The sequence below is a fragment of the Streptomyces sp. NPDC001927 genome, assembly GCF_053594455.1.
The window spans coordinates 471,671-486,444 of the sequence record NZ_JBSFEN010000004.1 but is presented as its reverse complement, the minus strand read 5'-3'; the positions used below and the strand labels follow the sequence as shown (position 1 = coordinate 486,444).

The following is a 14,774-nucleotide window of genomic DNA, read 5'->3' as shown; positions in this document are numbered from 1 at the left end:
GACTCATTTGCGCGGAGAACCGCCTGACCAAGGCTAGTTGACTCTGCGTCAGTGTCCAATCACGGTAGCGACAGAGACCTATCGACTTATTTATAGTTGGACGGTCCTGAGGCGCCGTCAGCCGACCGCCTGAGTCGAACGGCCGCACCGGCCGGGAGGGGGCGGACATGGATCTCGCCCTGCTGCGCACCTTCGTCGCGGTGCACCGGGCCGGCTCCTTCACCCGCGCGGCGGCGCTGCTCGGGCTCTCCCAGCCCGCGGTGACCAGCCAGATCCGCACCCTGGAGCGGCAGCTGGGCCGGCCGCTCTTCCTCAGACAGGCCCGTGGGGTCACCCCCACCACGATCGGCGACGAGCTCGCCCACCGCGCCGCCCCGCACCTGGACGCGCTCGTGGAGATCGCCGAGACCGGTCTGGACGAGCAGAACGGGGTCCGCACTCTCCATCTCGCCGGGCCTCCCGAGTTCACCTCGGCGCGCGCCCTGCCCGCCCTCACCCCGCTGGTCTCCCAGGGGCTCGCCGTACGGGCCGCCTTCCCCGCCACGACGGAGGAGATCCTCGACGGGCTGGCCGCCGGCCACCACGATCTCGCCATCTCCACCGCCCGCCCGCGCGGCGGGCTCTTCGGCTCCACACCGCTCTGCGACGAGGAACACGTGCTGGTCGCCGCGCCGCGCTGGGCCGCTCGATTGGCACCCGACATGCTGCTGCGCAAGGGCGCGGTGGTCCTGGAACAGCTGCCGGTGGTGGAGGTGCACGAGTCGCTGCCCTTCGTGTCCCGCTACTGGGCGGCCGTCTTCGAGACCAAGCCGGCCGCGGCCGCCACCGTCGTGGCTCCCGATCTGCGGGCCGTCCTGGAATCGGCCGCCGCCGGGGCGGGCCTGGCCGTCCTGCCGCGCTATCTGTGCGAGGAGGCGTTGGAGCAGGGCCGCCTCGTGGCGCTGCTCGATCCGCCGGTGCCTCCGCTGCGTACCTACTTCCTGGTCGTCCGCGCCGGAACGCTCGCGCTGCCGCATCTCGCGAGGGCCCACGAGTGGCTCCTGCGGGCCTCCGGAGCCTGGTGAGTTTCAGGACACCTGTGGCGGGCCATTTTCTTCCCATGACCGAACGTCCTGTGGTCAAGCGCACCGCACGCGCCATCCTGCTCGATGGAAACGACCTCATCCTCATCAAGCGCACGAAGCCGGGGGTCGATCCCTACTGGGTGACGCCGGGTGGCGGGGTCGAATCCTCCGACACCACCGTCGTCGAGGCCCTGCACCGCGAGGTGCACGAGGAACTCGGCGCCAAGATCACCGATGTGGTCCCCTGCTTCGTCGACACCGTCGAGCACATCGTCGACGGCGGTGTCTCGGGAGTGAAGGTCCAGCACTTCTTCGTCTGCCGGCTCGAATCCATGGACCCTTCGCTGCGGCATGGGCCCGAGATGGACGAGCCGGTGGGCGAGTACGAGATCGTCCGGGTGCCGTTCACCCGGATCGGCATCGCGGCCGTCCACCTCGTGCCGCTCTCCCTGCGTCACTACCTGGACGGCAACATCGAGGGCGTCCGCGCGATGCACGCGCCGGACCTGGGGTAGGCGGGCGGCCCGTCCGCGGGCTCTGGAGCCTCGGGGGCCCGTCCGTGGGCCCCGGAGCCTCGGCCGGCTAGGAGGCGAGGTCCGCCAGGAAGTCGTGGCGGATCCGCTCCGCCGGGATGCCGATCCCCCGCAGGGTGTCCACCCCGCGCCGGACCATTCCGGGCGGGCCCGACAGATAGGCCTCGTACTCGTTCCACGGGCCGTACCGGCGGACGGCGTCCGGCAGTTGTCCCTGGTCCTCGGTGATCGGCCGCACCGACAGCCAGGGGAACGTCTTCTGGAGCCGCATCATCGTGTCGATGTCGTACAGGTCGTGGTCGCTGCGCGCCCCGTAGAACACCTCCATGGGGCGCCGGTCCCCGTGCTCGGCGACATCCTCGACCAGCGCCTTGATGGGGGCTATTCCGGTGCCGCCGCCCAGACAGAGCAGGCCGTTGTCCGTGGAGTGGTCGACGGTCATCGACCCGGCGGGCGGGCCGAGGCGCAGGACGTCGCCGGGGCGCGCGTGGTGCACCAGGGCGTTCGAGACCCAACCCGCGGGCACCGCCTTGACGTGGAGCGAGAGCAGCCCGTCGGGTCGGGGCGCCGAGGCGAAGGAGTAGTGCCGCCAAATGCGCGGCCACCAGGGGGTCTCCAGAGTCGTGTACTGCCCGGCCAGGAAGGAGTACGGCTGGTCGGGGCGGAGCGTGATCACGGCGATGTCCGGCGTGCGCAGATCGTGCGAGACGACCTCCGCGTGCCACCAGGCGGGCGCGTGGAGCTCGTTCTCGGCCGCCGCGTCGATCATGATCTGGGAGATCGTGGTGTACGTCCGCACCCAGGCGGCCTCGGTCTCCTCGTCCCAGGTGAGGGTGGCGTACCGGACCAGAGCGCCGATCAATGCCTCGCCGACGGCCGGATAGTGGGTCGGCTGTGTCCCGTACTTGCGGTGCCCACGGCCCAGGTTCTGGAGGTACTCGGTGAGGACGGGGGCGTTGTCCATGTGCTCGGCCGCCGTCAGCAGCGCCTTGAGCAGGCGGTCGCGCTGGGTGTTCATGGCCGCGGGGAACATCGCGCGCAGCTCGGGGTGGCGGACGAAGAGCAACGCGTAGAAGTAGGAGGTCACCTTGTCGGCGACAGGCGCGATCTCGGCCAGGGTGCGGCGGATGAGGATCGCGTCGGGGGAGGGTCTCGGTCCTGGGGCTATCCGGGGCGGTGCTTCGCCGTCGTCGTGCACGGCCTCTTCCATCGTGTGCCTCGCCTCACGCCTGCGGCTCTTGTCGTCGCAGCTTGACAGCTTCGACCACCGGTTCGGACAGAAAGTGGAATTCTCGGGCATTCACCCCGCGACTGCGGCTAGGCTGCGTCCTTTCGGACCAGGTCGTACGCCTCCCGCAGATCGCTCCCCGCGTAGGCATGGCGCGACAGACCGGCCAGGTGGTGGTCGGCGTTGACCGCCACGGCGACCGGCACGGCGGCGAAGAGCTGCGCGTCGGACATCGAGTCGCCGTACGCCACACAGTCGGCCAGGCTCAGTCCGTACTCCGCACAGAGACGGCGCGCGATGCTCACCTTCGCGGCCGCGTCGAGGATGCCCGGCCGGTGGATGGGCTCGGTGAACGGCACCGACGGCCAGCGGGAGCCGTGGGCCGCATCGGCCCCCCAGTCGAGCAGCCGCTCGACGAAGAAGTCCGGCGACAGCGAGATGACGGCGCAACGCCCGCCTTCGGCGTGGATGTCCGCCCAGACCTCGCGAATGCCGGCCAACCAGGGGGCGCCCTCGAAAGCGGCCGTGACCTGCTCCGGCGTGAGGGCGGACCAGAGGGCGTGGGCCTGGACCGCGAACTCGTCGGGGGTCATCCCGTTCACCAGGAAGCCGCGCTCCAAAGCGGCGATCTCCTCGGTCAGTCCGAGCTGGCGTGAGATCTCCACGGCGGCCGCCGACCCGCGGATCAGCGTGCCGTCGAGATCGAAGAGATGCAGCCTGCCTCGGCCCATGGAACTCGTCATGTACGCCGAGGCTAGTACGTGCGGTTACTCCCGTCGTCAGACGCGGGACGAGGGGGCAGGGCGGCACGGTGTTTCACGTGAAACATCTCCAGCGGCCCGTCCGGCGGGCTCTCCTCGTCGTCCATGTTTCCGTCTCCGTGGCGTGGCTCGGGCTCAGCGTGGGACTGCTGACGCTCGGCATCACGGCCTACACGACGGGCGACCCCTCGCTCACCTCAGCGGCCTACCGCGCGATGAAGGTGTTCGCCGACTGGCTGCTCGCTCCGATCGCCGTGGCGACCCTGGTGAGTGGCCTGGTGCTCTCTCTGGGTACTCCCTGGGGTCTGGCCCGGCACCGCTGGGTCTGGATCAAGTTCTGGATCACTCTGGCCACGGCAGCCGCGACCGTCTTCGCCCTGCGGCCGGAGATCGTGCACGCGGCGACGGCCGGCCTGCGCGACCCCAGTCTGGTGGCGGCGCCCACGGTGTCGACGGCGGCCTACCTCTTCATGACCGCGATCTCGGTGCTGAAGCCCTGGGGGCTGACCCGCCGAGGCCGCCGCCTCCGGGCATCGGTCACTTCCCGAAAAACGGTGGACGGACGATCACTGGGTCGGACAGCCTGAGCGTCATGCCGATGTCGCCCGCACCGCTCGACGAGCTCCCCATCCGGATCCTCACCCCCGAAGACGTCACCGTCTGCGCCGACCTCTCCGAGGACCGGGGGTGGCCCCGTGAGGAACACAAGTGGACCCTCCTGCTGACCGCGGGGACCGGCTACGGCATCGACGACCCCGACGGCAAGGGGCTCGTGGCGGCCAGCATCGTCACGTCGTACGGGCCCGGGCTCGCCGCGATCGGCATGGTGCTGGTCGCCGAGCGGTACGCCCGCCGGGGAGTGGGGCGCCGGATGATGCAGCACGTGATCGCGGGGGCCGGGGACACCCCGCTCACGCTCCACGCGACGCCGAACGGGCAGCCGCTCTACGAGCAGCTGGGGTTCGTCGAGACCGGCCGCGCCGAAATGCTCCGCGGCCACTTCACCGCGGCGGAGCCGGCCCCGGAGGTCTCGACCCGGGCCGCCACCGCCGAGGACCTCCAGACGATCCTCCGCCTGGACAGCGAGGTCTTCGGCCTGGACCGCACGCACATGCTCACCCGTCTGCCGGCCTTCGCGGACCACCTCCGCGTCGCCGAGGAGGGCGGCGAGATCACCGGCTACGCGGCGGCCTGGCCGAACATGGACACCCATGTCATCGGCCCCCTGATCGCCCGGGACACGGCCACCGCCCAGGCCCTCGTCGCCGCCCTGGCCGCTGCCACGGACCGCCCGCTCCGCACGGACATCGACGTACGCCACGAGGCCTTGGTGAGCTGGCTCAAGGCGAACGGGCTCGCCCCGGTCGCGTTCAACGCGGTCATGGTGCGCTCCGTGCCCGACCTGCCGGGCGACTGGCGCCGCAGGTTCGCCCCTCTGAGCGTCGCGGCGGGGTAGAGCCGGGCGGAGCCGGGACGGAGCAGATATGAAGCCTGGGTAATTGCACACGCGGGCTTTTGCATTCTTCGTCTACCCTGGGAGGAGCCGCTCCGGACCGAGGAGAGACCATGACCGCGACCGACCCCGCTCTCACCGCCCTCTCCCAGGGCTGGTGTGCTCTCTCTCTGCTGCACGGCAGGATCGAGTCCCACATCGAGCGCGCCCTGGAGTCCGGGCACGGGCTGAGCGTGCGCGAGTACTCGCTGCTCGATGTCCTCAGCCGCCAGCACAGCGGGCCGGGCGGGCACCTCCAGATGAAGCAGGTCGCGGACGCCGTCGTCCTCAGCCAGAGTGCCACCACACGCCTGGTGACCCGCCTGGAGGACCGAGGCCTCCTCACCCGCTACCTGTGTGCCACCGACCGGCGCGGCATCTACACCGATGTCACCGAGTCCGGCATGAAGCTGCTCGCGGAGGCCCGCCCCACCAACGACGGAGCCCTGCGCGAGGCCCTCGACGAAGCGGCGAAGAACCCGGAGCTGGCCCCCCTGGTCCGCGTCGTAGAAGGCCTTCACGTTCCCGCCTGAGCCGCCCCCGACCGACGCCTCTTCCCGTCGACCGACGGGCTGCGAGGCGTACGCTGCGCCCCATGAGCGATCTTGAGATACGGCCCGCCACCACGGGCGACCTGCCGGACATCGTCGCGATGCTCGCCGACGACCCGCTGGGCGCTCAGCGGGAGTCCCCCGACGACCTCACTCCGTACACGGCCGCGTTCCAGCGGCTGGCCCAGGACCCCCATCAGCACCTGGTGGTGGCCGTGCGCGGCGCCATGGTGGTCGGCACGCTCCAGCTGACCGTCATCCCCGGGCTCTCCCGTCGTGGATCCACACGGTCGGTCATCGAGGGCGTGCGGATCCACGCACAGGAGCGGGGCAGCGGCCTGGGAACGCAGCTCATCGAGTGGGCCATCGAGGAGTCCCGCCGCCAGGACTGCCAACTCGTCCAGCTGACCTCCGACACCACGCGCACGGATGCCCACCGCTTCTACGAGCGGCTCGGGTTCGAGGCCACCCATCTGGGCTTCAAGATGAACCTCTGACCCTGGAGGGGCCGTAGCGCCGGGGATGTGATGCTCGGCCTCGGTGTTTCACGTGAAACATCCGGCTCAGAGGCCGCGCCATCCCGCTTCGTCCACTCCCCCCGGCACGGCGTCACTCTGCTCGTACGGCTCGCGTGTGAAAACGAAGGACCCCAGATCGAGATGGCTCACCGAGCCGTCCGATCGCCGCACCGCCCGGAGGGTCTCGCCCAGGTAGTAGCCGTTGAGGCCGACCCAGCCCCCCTCGGGCAGGGCCCGGAACGTCGCGCGCCGCCCAGGACCGCGCAGCGGTTCGAGGGTCACACTCCGGTCCGGCCCGAGACGCAGCCCGAACACGTGAGTCCCCCAGTACCAGGGGCCGGTCAGCTCCAGCAGCTCCTGGTCCACCTCCGTCGCGGGGAGCGGCCGCCAGGGCTCGGGGAAGCGGGGCTCGGCCTCCGCCACGATCTGTACGAGTTCACCGGCTACGGCCGCCATGGACGGCCCGGACGTGGCGTTGGCGAGCGTGACCGCCGCGACCCCGTCCTCGACGCTCACCCAGAGGCACGCGACGAAGCCCGGCAGCGATCCGGTGTGGCCGATCAGCATCCGGTCGTCCCAGCGCAGCAGTTGGACGCCCAGTCCGTAGCCCCCCTCCTTGTCCCCGGCCCCGGGTGCCACTGCCGGCGTACGCATCTCCGCGACCGCGGCGGCGCCGAGAACCCGGTCGTCGCCCTGGGCGAGGAACCCGGCGAAGCGGCAGAGGTCCTCGGCCGTCGACCAGAGCTGGCCGGCAGGCGCCATCAGCCCGAGGTCCTCGGAGGGCTCGGGGAGCATCACGTCGGCCCACGGGTGCACGGCCCAGCCACCGGCGTGCGGGGCGACCGGCTGCACGCTCGTCCGGGTCAGGCCCAGCGGCTCCAGGATCTCGCCGCGCAGCGCCTCCTCCCAGGAGACCCCGCGCACCGCCTCAACCAGCGAACCGAGCAGCGTGTACCCGGGGTTGGAGTAGTGGAAGTGACGCCCCACCGGGTGGCGGAATGCCTCCTCGCCGAGGACATCGGCCAACTCGGGCCGTACCGCACCCGGTGTCCGCTCCCACCACGGCGCCGGGGCCTCCGCCGCGAGCCCGGAGCTGTGCCCGAGGAGTTGAGCGATGGTCACCTCACCGACGCCCGTGCCCGAAAGGTGCTTCTCCAGCGGGTCGTTCAGGTCGAGCAGCCCCTCGTCGCGGAGGCGCATCACCAGGACGGCGGTGAACACCTTGGTGAGGGAGCCGATCCGGTACTGCGTGTCGGCGTCCGGGTCGTGCCCGTCGACACAGCTGCGGGCTCCGCTCCAGACCATCTTCCCGTCGCGGGCGACGGCTCCGACGAATGAGGGCGCGCGGCCCTCGGACTGAGCGACGGCGATGCGGTGCAGCAGGGCGCGTTCGGTACTGGGAAGCAGAGCTTCGGAGGGTGAGGTCATGAACCGATCCAACGCCGAGTGCGGTCGAGAGTCGACAACATTTCCCGTCGCATGCCGATCCCTTCACACCGAAGGGCTCCACCGCGTCCCATCACCACGTCCCAGGCAACGACATCACCGCAGGTCAGACCCTCCTTGGCATCCCGGCGTCCCTGATGCCTCGCCACCGCTTGCCCCCACCTTCCTGGAACGGATTCTCTGTAGCCGAGCCGGACGGGAACGCCGACCGGCCGCGGATCACATCAGTCTCAGTACGGGGGAACCCATGAAGCTCACGCACACCACCAAGACACTCCTCGCCGGTCTCACGCTCGTCAGCACGCTCTCCCTGACCGCCTGCAACGGCGACACCACCCCCTCGAAGGCGACGCCGGCGACCTCCTCCAGCACCTCGACGACCCCCACGGGCGACTCGGTCAAGCCCTCACCCACCACCACGGCTTCGGGCAGCAGCACCGGCGGGGACAGCAAGGGCGGCACCACCGCGGGCAACGGTTCGACCACCGGTTCGACCGGCAACTCTGCCGGGATCTGCCGGAGCGACGAGCTGGAGGTCACCGCGGTCGACAACACGATCGGCCAGGACGAGGAGGGCGTCGTCACCGTGCAGTTCAAGAACGGCGGCGGCCGTGACTGCACCATCAAGGGCTTCGCCGGTGTCGACCTCAAGACGGCGGCGGGCGACACCGTGTCCGTGCCCCGCAACGGCGACAAGCCCCGCTCGGCGGTCATCAAGAACGGCGAGTCCGCCGCCTTCAACATCATGTTCCCGGTCAACACCAGCGGCGGCTCGGGCATCCGCGTGTCGAAGCTCCTGATCACGCCTCCGAACGAGACGAAGACCATCACCCTCGACTGGCCCGCGGGCACCCTCCCGGTGGACAACCACGACGCCCCGAAGCACACCCTCGAGATCACGCCCCTCGGCAAGGTCGGCTGACCCCTCCACCCGCCCCCTGCGTCCGGCAACGCCCGGTCACAGGGGGCTGCGGCGCTTCTCCCCGACCGAGTGTCAGAACGCCTGCCCCAGCCACGCCTCAAGCACAGCGAAGTCGCCGTCGGTCAGCCCGCGCCGAGAATCGACACGATGAAGCAGGGCGCGACCCGGGTGGTGGTCGGCGACCCAGGCCCGATCAACATCGGTGACCTCGTCGTCGACCCAGACAAACGGCCGGCCCGCTGCCCACGCGACGAGGCCACGCGTCTTCCAATGCAGTCCGTTCCGCTCGTCCTCCGCATCGTCGTCGGACGGCTCCGGCCAGTCCACAACGGCCAGTGGTGGAAGCCCGATCCGAGGCGCCACGCACTCGTTCGCGTCGGCCATCCAGGTCGTAGCCCAGACCACTTCGCACGGCAGAGCCGCCAGTCGGGGCCCGTGCGCGGGATTGATCCTGGTCAAGAGCGGATTCGTGCCGGCGTCGAGCGGTTCAGGACCCATCGGATAGCTCGGATGGGCTTCCGCGCCGAACGGGATCAGCGGCCCATCGACATCGAGAAACAGGAGAGGAACCCGCACAGGGGGAACCGTCACGTCTGTGCCATGTCCACGAAGCGGGAGTAGTGGCCCTGGAAGGCCACCGTGATCGTCGCCGTCGGGCCGTTACGGTGCTTGCCGACGATGATGTCCGCCTCGCCCGCGCGTGGTGACTCCTTCTCGTAGGCGTCCTCGCGGTGCAGCAGGATCACCATGTCCGCGTCCTGCTCGATCGAGCCGGATTCACGGAGGTCGGAGACCATCGGCTTCTTGTCGGTGCGCTGCTCGGGGCCACGGTTCAGCTGGGAGAGCGCGATCACCGGCAGTTCGAGCTCCTTCGCCAGGAGCTTGAGGTTTCGCGACATGTCCGAGACTTCCTGCTGCCGGCTCTCGGACCGCTTGGAACCGCCGGACTGCATCAGCTGCAGATAGTCGATGACCACGAGCTTGAGCCCGGCGCGCTGCTTGAGCCGACGGCACTTCGCACGGATCTCCATCATCGACAGGTTCGGGGAGTCGTCGATGTACAGCGGGGCCTGGGAGACGTCCGGCATGCGTCGCGCGAGCCGGGTCCAGTCCTCGTCGGTCATGGTGCCGGAGCGCATGTGGTGCAGGGCGACCCGGGCCTCCGCCGAGAGCAGGCGCATCGCGATCTCGTTGCGGCCCATTTCGAGGGAGAAGATGACGCTGGGGAGGTTGTGCTTGATGGAGCAGGCCCGCGCGAAGTCCAGGGCGAGCGTCGACTTACCCATGGCGGGACGGGCCGCGATGATGATCATCTGGCCCGGGTGCAGCCCATTGGTGAGCTGGTCGAGATCGGTGAAGCCCGTCGGCACACCGGTCATCTCGCCGCTGCGCGAGCCGATCGCCTCGATCTCGTCGAGCGCGCCCTCCATGATGTCGCCGAGCGGCAGATAGTCCTCGGTCGTGCGCTGCTCGGTGACCGCGTAGATCTCGGCCTGCGCCGAGTTCACGATCTCGTCGACATCGCCGTCGGCTGCGTATCCCATCTGCGTGATCTTGGTGCCGGCCTCCACGAGACGGCGCAGCACGGCGCGCTCGTGCACGATCTCCGCGTAGTACGCCGCGTTGGCCGCGGTCGGCACCGACTGGACGAGCGTGTGCAGATACGAGGCGCCGCCGACGCGGGTGATCTCGCCGCGCTTGGTGAGCTCCGCGCCGACCGTGATCGGGTCGGCCGGCTCCCCCTTCGCGTACAGGTCGAGGATGGCCGCGTAGACCGTCTCGTGGGCGGGCTTGTAGAAGTCGTGGCCCTTGATGATCTCCACGACGTCCGCGATGGCGTCCTTGGAGAGCAGCATGCCGCCGAGGACGGACTGCTCCGCGTCGAGGTCCTGCGGAGGGACCCGCTCGAAGCCGGTCAGGCCGCCGTCCCACGGGCCGCTGTCGCTGCCCCGGTCGTGCTGGTCGTCACGGCCCCGTCCACGCCCACGGCCCTCGCCGCGGGGACGGGCGACGGGGAGCCGCTCACTCGGTCCGCTGTCGGCCCAGGGGTCGTCCAAGGGCTCGGGAATGCTCACCCAGCCACCTCTTCCCGTCCGCTCCGCGGACCTCGCCGTGCCACTCTTTCTTACGCCACGGCTCTGACAAACAAGAGGCTTTGACTCCGCTTCTGGCGCGTCGGGCGCCGGACCACGGTAGGCCCGCGGGCACCGTCAGCCAATCTGGTTATCCACAGGGCCTGTGGGTGAACGACCAGATGCTGTGGAGAACCCCGCCGAACCTGTGCACGGACCGGGGGACAGCCATGTGGACAAACTCATAGCGGACCCCACAGCACCGCTCTGACCTGGATGTTTTCCATCCACGGGCTGTGGGGGAGAAAAACTTTTCCTTCCGGATCAAGATCAGAACAAACGGCGCACACCCGAGGCCCCACACCGCACTCAGGTAAGGATCACAACTGCATTGCATCTCTTACCTGTGGAAGATTAGATTTGATCCATGACCCAGGCTCCCCCGACCCCCAAAGCCGTCCGTCGGCAGCACGACCGTGAGATCGTCTCCCTCGCGCTGCCGGCCTTCGGCGCACTCGTCGCCGAGCCACTCTTCCTCATGGTCGACAGTGCCATTGTCGGCCATCTCGGCACGCCCCAACTCGCCGGTCTCGCCATCGCCGCCGCCCTGCTCACCACGGCCGTCAGCGTCTTCGTCTTCCTCGCCTACGCGACCACGGCCGCCGTGGCCCGCCGCGTAGGAGCCGGTGACCTCAAGGCGGCCATCCGGCAGGGCATGGACGGCATCTGGCTCGCGCTCCTCCTCGGAGCCGCGGTCGTCGCCGCCACGCTCCCCACGGCCCCCTGGCTGGTCGACATCTTCGGGGCCTCCGACACAGCCGCCCCGTACGCCATCACGTATCTGCGGATCTCCATCCTGGGCATCCCCGCCATGCTCGTGGTCCTGGCCGCAACCGGTGTCCTGCGCGGCCTCCAGGACACCCGCACACCGCTGTACGTGGCCATCGGCGGCTTCACCGCCAACGCGCTCCTCAACGTGGGCCTCGTGTACGGCGCCGGAATGGGGATCGCGGGCTCTGCCTGGGGCACGGTCATCGCCCAGTTCGCCATGGCCGCCGCGTACCTCGTCGTGGTCGTCAGGGGAGCACGGCGCCACGGCGCCTCCCTGCGCCCCGACGCGGCCGGCATACGCGCCAGCGCCCAGGCGGGCGTCCCCCTTCTCGTCCGTACGCTCTCCCTGCGCGCGGTCCTGATGATCGCCACCGCCGTCGCAGCCCGCATGGGCGATGCCGAGGTCGCCGCTCACCAGATCATCCTGTCCCTGTGGAGCCTGATGGCCTTCGCGCTGGACGCGATCGCCATCGCCGGCCAGGCCATCATCGGCCGGTACCTCGGCGCCGACGACGCCGACGGGGCCAGACAGGTCTGCCGCCGCATGGTCCAGTGGGGTGCGGTGTCCGGCGTCGTCCTGGGCGCACTCCTCATCCTGGCCCGGCCACTCTTCATCCCGCTCTTCACCGGCGACACGATGGTCCAGGACACCCTGCTCCCGGCCCTGCTCGTCGTCGCGGTCTCCCAGCCGATCGCCGGAGTGGTCTTCGTCCTGGACGGCGTCCTGATGGGCGCGGGCGACGGTCCCTATCTGGCCTGGGCCATGCTGCTCACCCTCGCCGTCTTCGCTCCGGTCGCCCTTCTCGTCCCCGCTCTCGGCGGCGGGCTGACGGCGCTCTGGTGGGCGATGACGCTGATGATGACCGTCCGCCTGCTGACCCTCTGGCTGCGCTCGCGCTCCGGCCACTGGATCGTCACCGGTGCCACGCGGTGAATGTTTCACGTGAAACGCCGTGTTTCACGTGAAACGGCGGAAGGGCCGCACCCGAGGGGTGCGGCCCTTCCGTACTGCTGAGAGCAGCGTTACGCGGCGACGACCTCGACGCCGAGCTTCGCGGCAACCTCGGGGTGCAGACGCACGGACACCTGGTGCGAGCCCAGGGTCTTGATCGGCGAACCGAGCTCGACGCGACGCTTGTCGACGTCGGGGCCACCCGCGGACTTGATCGCCGTGGCGATGTCGGCCGGGGTCACGGAGCCGAAGAGGCGGCCGGCGTCGCCGGAGCGAACGGCCAGACGCACCTTCACGCCCTCGAGCCGGGCCTTGATCTCGTTGGCCTGCTCGATGGTCGCGATCTCGTGGATCTTGCGGGCGCGGCGAATCTGCGCCACGTCCTTCTCGCCACCCTTGGTCCAGCGGATCGCGAAACCACGCGGAACCAGGTAGTTGCGAGCGTATCCGTCCTTGACGTCGACGACATCGCCGGCGGCACCGAGGCCAGAGACCTCGTGGGTGAGGATGATCTTCATTTTTCGGTCACCCTTCCCTTATCGCGCGGTGGACGTGTAGGGCAGCAGCGCCATCTCACGGCTGTTCTTCACGGCCGTGGCGACGTCACGCTGGTGCTGCGTGCAGTTGCCGGTCACGCGGCGGGCACGGATCTTGCCGCGGTCGGAAATGAACTTCCGCAGCATGTTCGTGTCCTTGTAGTCCACGTACGCGGTCTTGTCCTTGCAGAACGCGCAGACCTTCTTCTTAGGCTTGCGCACAGGCGGCTTCGCCATGGTGTTTCTCCTGTGTGATCAAGAAGTTTGGGTACGAGCTGCCTTCGAGGGGAGTGCCCTAGAAGGGAGGCTCGTCCGAGTAGCCGCCGCCGCTGGAGTTTCCACCCCAGCTGCCTCCGCCGCCCTGCTGCTGGCCGCCGCCGGCCGGCGCGCTGGTCGCCCACGGGTCGTCGGCGGGAGCACCGCCACCACCCTGCTGGGCGCCGCCGGAGTTTCCACCCCAGCTGCCACCGCCGCCGCCCTGCTGCTGACCGCCGCCGTAGCCACCCTGGCCACCGCGACCGGTGGTCTTGGTGACCTTGGCCGTGGCGTTCTTGAGGCTGGGGCCGACTTCCTCGACGTCCAGCTCGTAGACCGTGCGCTTCACGCCCTCGCGGTCCTCATAGGACCGCTGCTTCAGACGGCCCTGCACGACGACACGCATGCCGCGCTGGAGGGACTCGGCGACGTTCTCCGCCGCCTGACGCCAGACCGAGCAGGTCAGGAACAGGCTCTCGCCGTCCTTCCACTCATTGGTCTGACGGTCGAAGGTGCGGGGGGTGGACGCGATACGGAACTTCGCGACCGCCGCACCCGACGGGGTGAAGCGCAGCTCGGGGTCGTCGACAAGATTGCCGACGACCGTGATGACGGTCTCGCCTGCCATTGGATGAACCTCTCGGCGGGATTGCTTCTGGCTGCTTGCTGCTACTCGAACCCGATGACTTCTGAGCTAGATGCTCAGTGGGTCTCGGGACGGAGGACCTTGGTCCGGAGGACCGACTCGTTCAGGTTCATCTGTCGGTCGAGCTCCTTGACGACCGCAGGCTCGGCCTGCAGGTCGATGACCGAGTAGATGCCCTCGGGCTTCTTCTTGATCTCGTAGGCGAGACGACGACGGCCCCAGGTGTCGACCTTCTCGACCTTTCCGTTGCCCTCACGGACGACAGAAAGGAAGTTCTCGATCAGCGGGGAGACAGCGCGCTCCTCGAGATCGGGGTCGAGGATGACCATCACCTCGTAGTGACGCATGTGGAACCCACCTCCTTTGGACTCAGCGGCCACGGTCGTTCCGTGGCAGGAGGGTCGTGATGCGTAAGCAACGGTATCGGCCGCCACTGACAATCACCCTCGACGAGCGAGGGGGACCGTCGGGGTCCGGGAGGACCTGGGCAGACACCGGTGCAGACCGTACAGAGTACCCGCACACCGGCTTCCGGTTGAAATCCACTGGTGAGGGGACGCAATCTGTACACAACGGATGTCGGCGGCGCTACGATGCGCCGCCGTCCGGCAGGCACGCCAGGAGGTGCCCCATGGCACAGGCAATGCAACCCGACCCCGGACACTCCCTCCTCGCCACCGACGGCAAGCCTCACGTCCTCCAGGACACCCTGGTGGCCGTGACGCTCGTGCTCGGCGCGGTGGCCTTCATCACCGCGATGTTCCACCACCTGCACGTGCTGAGCTCCTGGGCAGGGCTGCTCGGGATCCTCACGGGTGCCTTCGGACAGTTCATCTCCGTGACGACCAGGGAGCGCTTCGCGCTGATCGTCGGGCTCGGCGCCTCGGCGGTGGGCTTCTACCTCGGCATGTTCTTCGGCGGCCTCGTCTGAGGCGTCCGGCTCGCACGCCGGCCCGAGGGACACACG

General features: G+C 69.3%; 18 protein-coding genes. 9 read left to right on the top strand and 9 right to left on the bottom strand.

Annotated elements, in window-relative coordinates; all coding sequences use genetic code 11:
- The first annotated feature begins 167 nt into the window (after positions 1 to 167).
- Positions 168 to 1,064 (top strand): LysR family transcriptional regulator, encoded by an 897-nt coding sequence (locus ACWCO8_RS12825; protein ID WP_451032248.1) that lies wholly within the window; start codon positions 168 to 170, stop codon positions 1,062 to 1,064.
- Positions 1,065 to 1,099: 35 nt separating this feature from the next.
- Positions 1,100 to 1,579, top strand: a complete 480-nt coding sequence (locus ACWCO8_RS12820; protein ID WP_362005292.1) for an NUDIX hydrolase — start codon at positions 1,100 to 1,102, stop codon at positions 1,577 to 1,579.
- A gap of 67 nt (positions 1,580 to 1,646) precedes the next feature.
- Here the strand turns inward: ACWCO8_RS12820 and ACWCO8_RS12815 are convergent, their stop codons facing one another.
- Positions 1,647 to 2,807 carry a globin domain-containing protein gene (locus ACWCO8_RS12815; RefSeq protein WP_451032247.1) on the bottom strand — a complete coding sequence of 387 codons (1,161 nt, stop codon included), beginning with the start codon at positions 2,805 to 2,807 and terminating at the stop codon, positions 1,647 to 1,649.
- Positions 2,808 to 2,914: 107 nt separating this feature from the next.
- Positions 2,915 to 3,568 (bottom strand): HAD family hydrolase, encoded by a 654-nt coding sequence (locus ACWCO8_RS12810; RefSeq protein ID WP_451032246.1) that lies wholly within the window; start codon positions 3,566 to 3,568, stop codon positions 2,915 to 2,917.
- A gap of 77 nt (positions 3,569 to 3,645) precedes the next feature.
- Here ACWCO8_RS12810 and ACWCO8_RS12805 point away from each other — a divergent pair, with 77 nt between their 5' ends.
- The 4 genes from ACWCO8_RS12805 (at position 3,646) to ACWCO8_RS12790 (ending at position 6,126) form a co-directional block, all read left to right on the top strand.
- Positions 3,646 to 4,173: a DUF2269 domain-containing protein gene (locus ACWCO8_RS12805; protein WP_451032245.1), complete on the top strand. Its 528-nt coding sequence runs from the start codon at positions 3,646 to 3,648 to the stop codon at positions 4,171 to 4,173.
- A gap of 5 nt (positions 4,174 to 4,178) precedes the next feature.
- Positions 4,179 to 5,042, top strand: a complete 864-nt coding sequence (locus ACWCO8_RS12800; RefSeq protein ID WP_451032244.1) for a GNAT family N-acetyltransferase — start codon at positions 4,179 to 4,181, stop codon at positions 5,040 to 5,042.
- Between the two features lie 110 nt (positions 5,043 to 5,152).
- Positions 5,153 to 5,611: a MarR family winged helix-turn-helix transcriptional regulator gene (locus ACWCO8_RS12795; protein WP_362005305.1), complete on the top strand. Its 459-nt coding sequence runs from the start codon at positions 5,153 to 5,155 to the stop codon at positions 5,609 to 5,611.
- 62 nt (positions 5,612 to 5,673) lie between these two features.
- Complete coding sequence (locus ACWCO8_RS12790) at positions 5,674 to 6,126, top strand: N-acetyltransferase family protein (protein WP_451032243.1); 453 nt, start codon at positions 5,674 to 5,676, stop codon at positions 6,124 to 6,126.
- Positions 6,127 to 6,192: 66 nt separating this feature from the next.
- Here ACWCO8_RS12790 and ACWCO8_RS12785 read toward each other — a convergent pair whose 3' ends face one another.
- Positions 6,193 to 7,575, bottom strand: a complete 1,383-nt coding sequence (locus ACWCO8_RS12785) for a serine hydrolase domain-containing protein (protein ID WP_451032242.1) — start codon at positions 7,573 to 7,575, stop codon at positions 6,193 to 6,195.
- Positions 7,576 to 7,840: 265 nt separating this feature from the next.
- Here ACWCO8_RS12785 and ACWCO8_RS12780 point away from each other — a divergent pair, with 265 nt between their 5' ends.
- Positions 7,841 to 8,515, top strand: coding sequence for a DUF4232 domain-containing protein (locus ACWCO8_RS12780; protein ID WP_451032241.1), 675 nt, complete (start codon positions 7,841 to 7,843; stop codon positions 8,513 to 8,515).
- A gap of 72 nt (positions 8,516 to 8,587) precedes the next feature.
- Here the strand turns inward: ACWCO8_RS12780 and ACWCO8_RS12775 are convergent, their stop codons facing one another.
- Together ACWCO8_RS12775 and dnaB are read right to left on the bottom strand one after the other, a co-directional pair.
- On the bottom strand, positions 8,588 to 9,091 hold the full coding sequence (locus ACWCO8_RS12775) for an HAD domain-containing protein (protein WP_451032240.1): 504 nt from the start codon (positions 9,089 to 9,091) through the stop codon (positions 8,588 to 8,590).
- Positions 9,092 to 9,102: 11 nt separating this feature from the next.
- Positions 9,103 to 10,590 (bottom strand): replicative DNA helicase, encoded by a 1,488-nt coding sequence (gene dnaB, locus ACWCO8_RS12770; RefSeq protein ID WP_362005318.1) that lies wholly within the window; start codon positions 10,588 to 10,590, stop codon positions 9,103 to 9,105.
- Between the two features lie 424 nt (positions 10,591 to 11,014).
- Here dnaB and ACWCO8_RS12765 point away from each other — a divergent pair, with 424 nt between their 5' ends.
- The gene (locus ACWCO8_RS12765; protein WP_451032239.1) at positions 11,015 to 12,352 is read left to right on the top strand and encodes an MATE family efflux transporter; all 1,338 of its coding nucleotides are present in this window, start codon (positions 11,015 to 11,017) and stop codon (positions 12,350 to 12,352) included.
- 89 nt (positions 12,353 to 12,441) lie between these two features.
- Here ACWCO8_RS12765 and rplI read toward each other — a convergent pair whose 3' ends face one another.
- The 4 genes from rplI to rpsF all read right to left on the bottom strand — a co-directional run bounded on the left by rplI (position 12,442) and on the right by rpsF (position 14,154).
- Positions 12,442 to 12,888: a 50S ribosomal protein L9 gene (gene rplI / locus ACWCO8_RS12760; RefSeq protein WP_158988579.1), complete on the bottom strand. Its 447-nt coding sequence runs from the start codon at positions 12,886 to 12,888 to the stop codon at positions 12,442 to 12,444.
- 18 nt (positions 12,889 to 12,906) lie between these two features.
- Positions 12,907 to 13,143 carry a 30S ribosomal protein S18 gene (gene rpsR / locus ACWCO8_RS12755; protein WP_005315025.1) on the bottom strand — a complete coding sequence of 79 codons (237 nt, stop codon included), beginning with the start codon at positions 13,141 to 13,143 and terminating at the stop codon, positions 12,907 to 12,909.
- 58 nt (positions 13,144 to 13,201) lie between these two features.
- Positions 13,202 to 13,789: a single-stranded DNA-binding protein gene (locus ACWCO8_RS12750; protein WP_362005323.1), complete on the bottom strand. Its 588-nt coding sequence runs from the start codon at positions 13,787 to 13,789 to the stop codon at positions 13,202 to 13,204.
- A gap of 74 nt (positions 13,790 to 13,863) precedes the next feature.
- Entirely contained in the window at positions 13,864 to 14,154 is a 291-nt protein-coding gene (gene rpsF, locus ACWCO8_RS12745; RefSeq protein ID WP_004950685.1) for a 30S ribosomal protein S6, read from the bottom strand.
- Between the two features lie 284 nt (positions 14,155 to 14,438).
- Between rpsF and ACWCO8_RS12740 the strand changes: the two genes are divergently transcribed.
- A complete protein-coding gene (locus tag ACWCO8_RS12740) occupies positions 14,439 to 14,738 on the top strand; it encodes a hypothetical protein (RefSeq protein WP_362005326.1) in 300 nt (99 codons plus the stop codon).
- Positions 14,739 to 14,774: the final 36 nt, after the last annotated feature.

Excerpts from the sequence above, each read along its gene's own strand:
- ACWCO8_RS12825 (WP_451032248.1), top strand. The coding sequence starts at position 168 with ATGGATCTCGCCCTGCTGCGCACCTTCGTCGCGGTGCACCGGGCCGGC.
- ACWCO8_RS12820 (WP_362005292.1), top strand. The coding sequence starts at position 1,100 with ATGACCGAACGTCCTGTGGTCAAGCGCACCGCACGCGCCATCCTGCTC.
- ACWCO8_RS12815 (WP_451032247.1), bottom strand. The coding sequence starts at position 2,807 with ATGGAAGAGGCCGTGCACGACGACGGCGAAGCACCGCCCCGGATAGCC.
- ACWCO8_RS12810 (WP_451032246.1), bottom strand. The coding sequence starts at position 3,568 with ATGACGAGTTCCATGGGCCGAGGCAGGCTGCATCTCTTCGATCTCGAC.
- ACWCO8_RS12800 (WP_451032244.1), top strand. The coding sequence starts at position 4,179 with ATGCCGATGTCGCCCGCACCGCTCGACGAGCTCCCCATCCGGATCCTC.
- ACWCO8_RS12795 (WP_362005305.1), top strand. The coding sequence starts at position 5,153 with ATGACCGCGACCGACCCCGCTCTCACCGCCCTCTCCCAGGGCTGGTGT.
- ACWCO8_RS12790 (WP_451032243.1), top strand. The coding sequence starts at position 5,674 with ATGAGCGATCTTGAGATACGGCCCGCCACCACGGGCGACCTGCCGGAC.
- ACWCO8_RS12785 (WP_451032242.1), bottom strand. The coding sequence starts at position 7,575 with ATGACCTCACCCTCCGAAGCTCTGCTTCCCAGTACCGAACGCGCCCTG.
- ACWCO8_RS12780 (WP_451032241.1), top strand. The coding sequence starts at position 7,841 with ATGAAGCTCACGCACACCACCAAGACACTCCTCGCCGGTCTCACGCTC.
- ACWCO8_RS12765 (WP_451032239.1), top strand. The coding sequence starts at position 11,015 with ATGACCCAGGCTCCCCCGACCCCCAAAGCCGTCCGTCGGCAGCACGAC.
- rplI (WP_158988579.1), bottom strand. The coding sequence starts at position 12,888 with ATGAAGATCATCCTCACCCACGAGGTCTCTGGCCTCGGTGCCGCCGGC.
- rpsR (WP_005315025.1), bottom strand. The coding sequence starts at position 13,143 with ATGGCGAAGCCGCCTGTGCGCAAGCCTAAGAAGAAGGTCTGCGCGTTC.
- ACWCO8_RS12750 (WP_362005323.1), bottom strand. The coding sequence starts at position 13,789 with ATGGCAGGCGAGACCGTCATCACGGTCGTCGGCAATCTTGTCGACGAC.
- rpsF (WP_004950685.1), bottom strand. The coding sequence starts at position 14,154 with ATGCGTCACTACGAGGTGATGGTCATCCTCGACCCCGATCTCGAGGAG.
- ACWCO8_RS12740 (WP_362005326.1), top strand. The coding sequence starts at position 14,439 with ATGGCACAGGCAATGCAACCCGACCCCGGACACTCCCTCCTCGCCACC.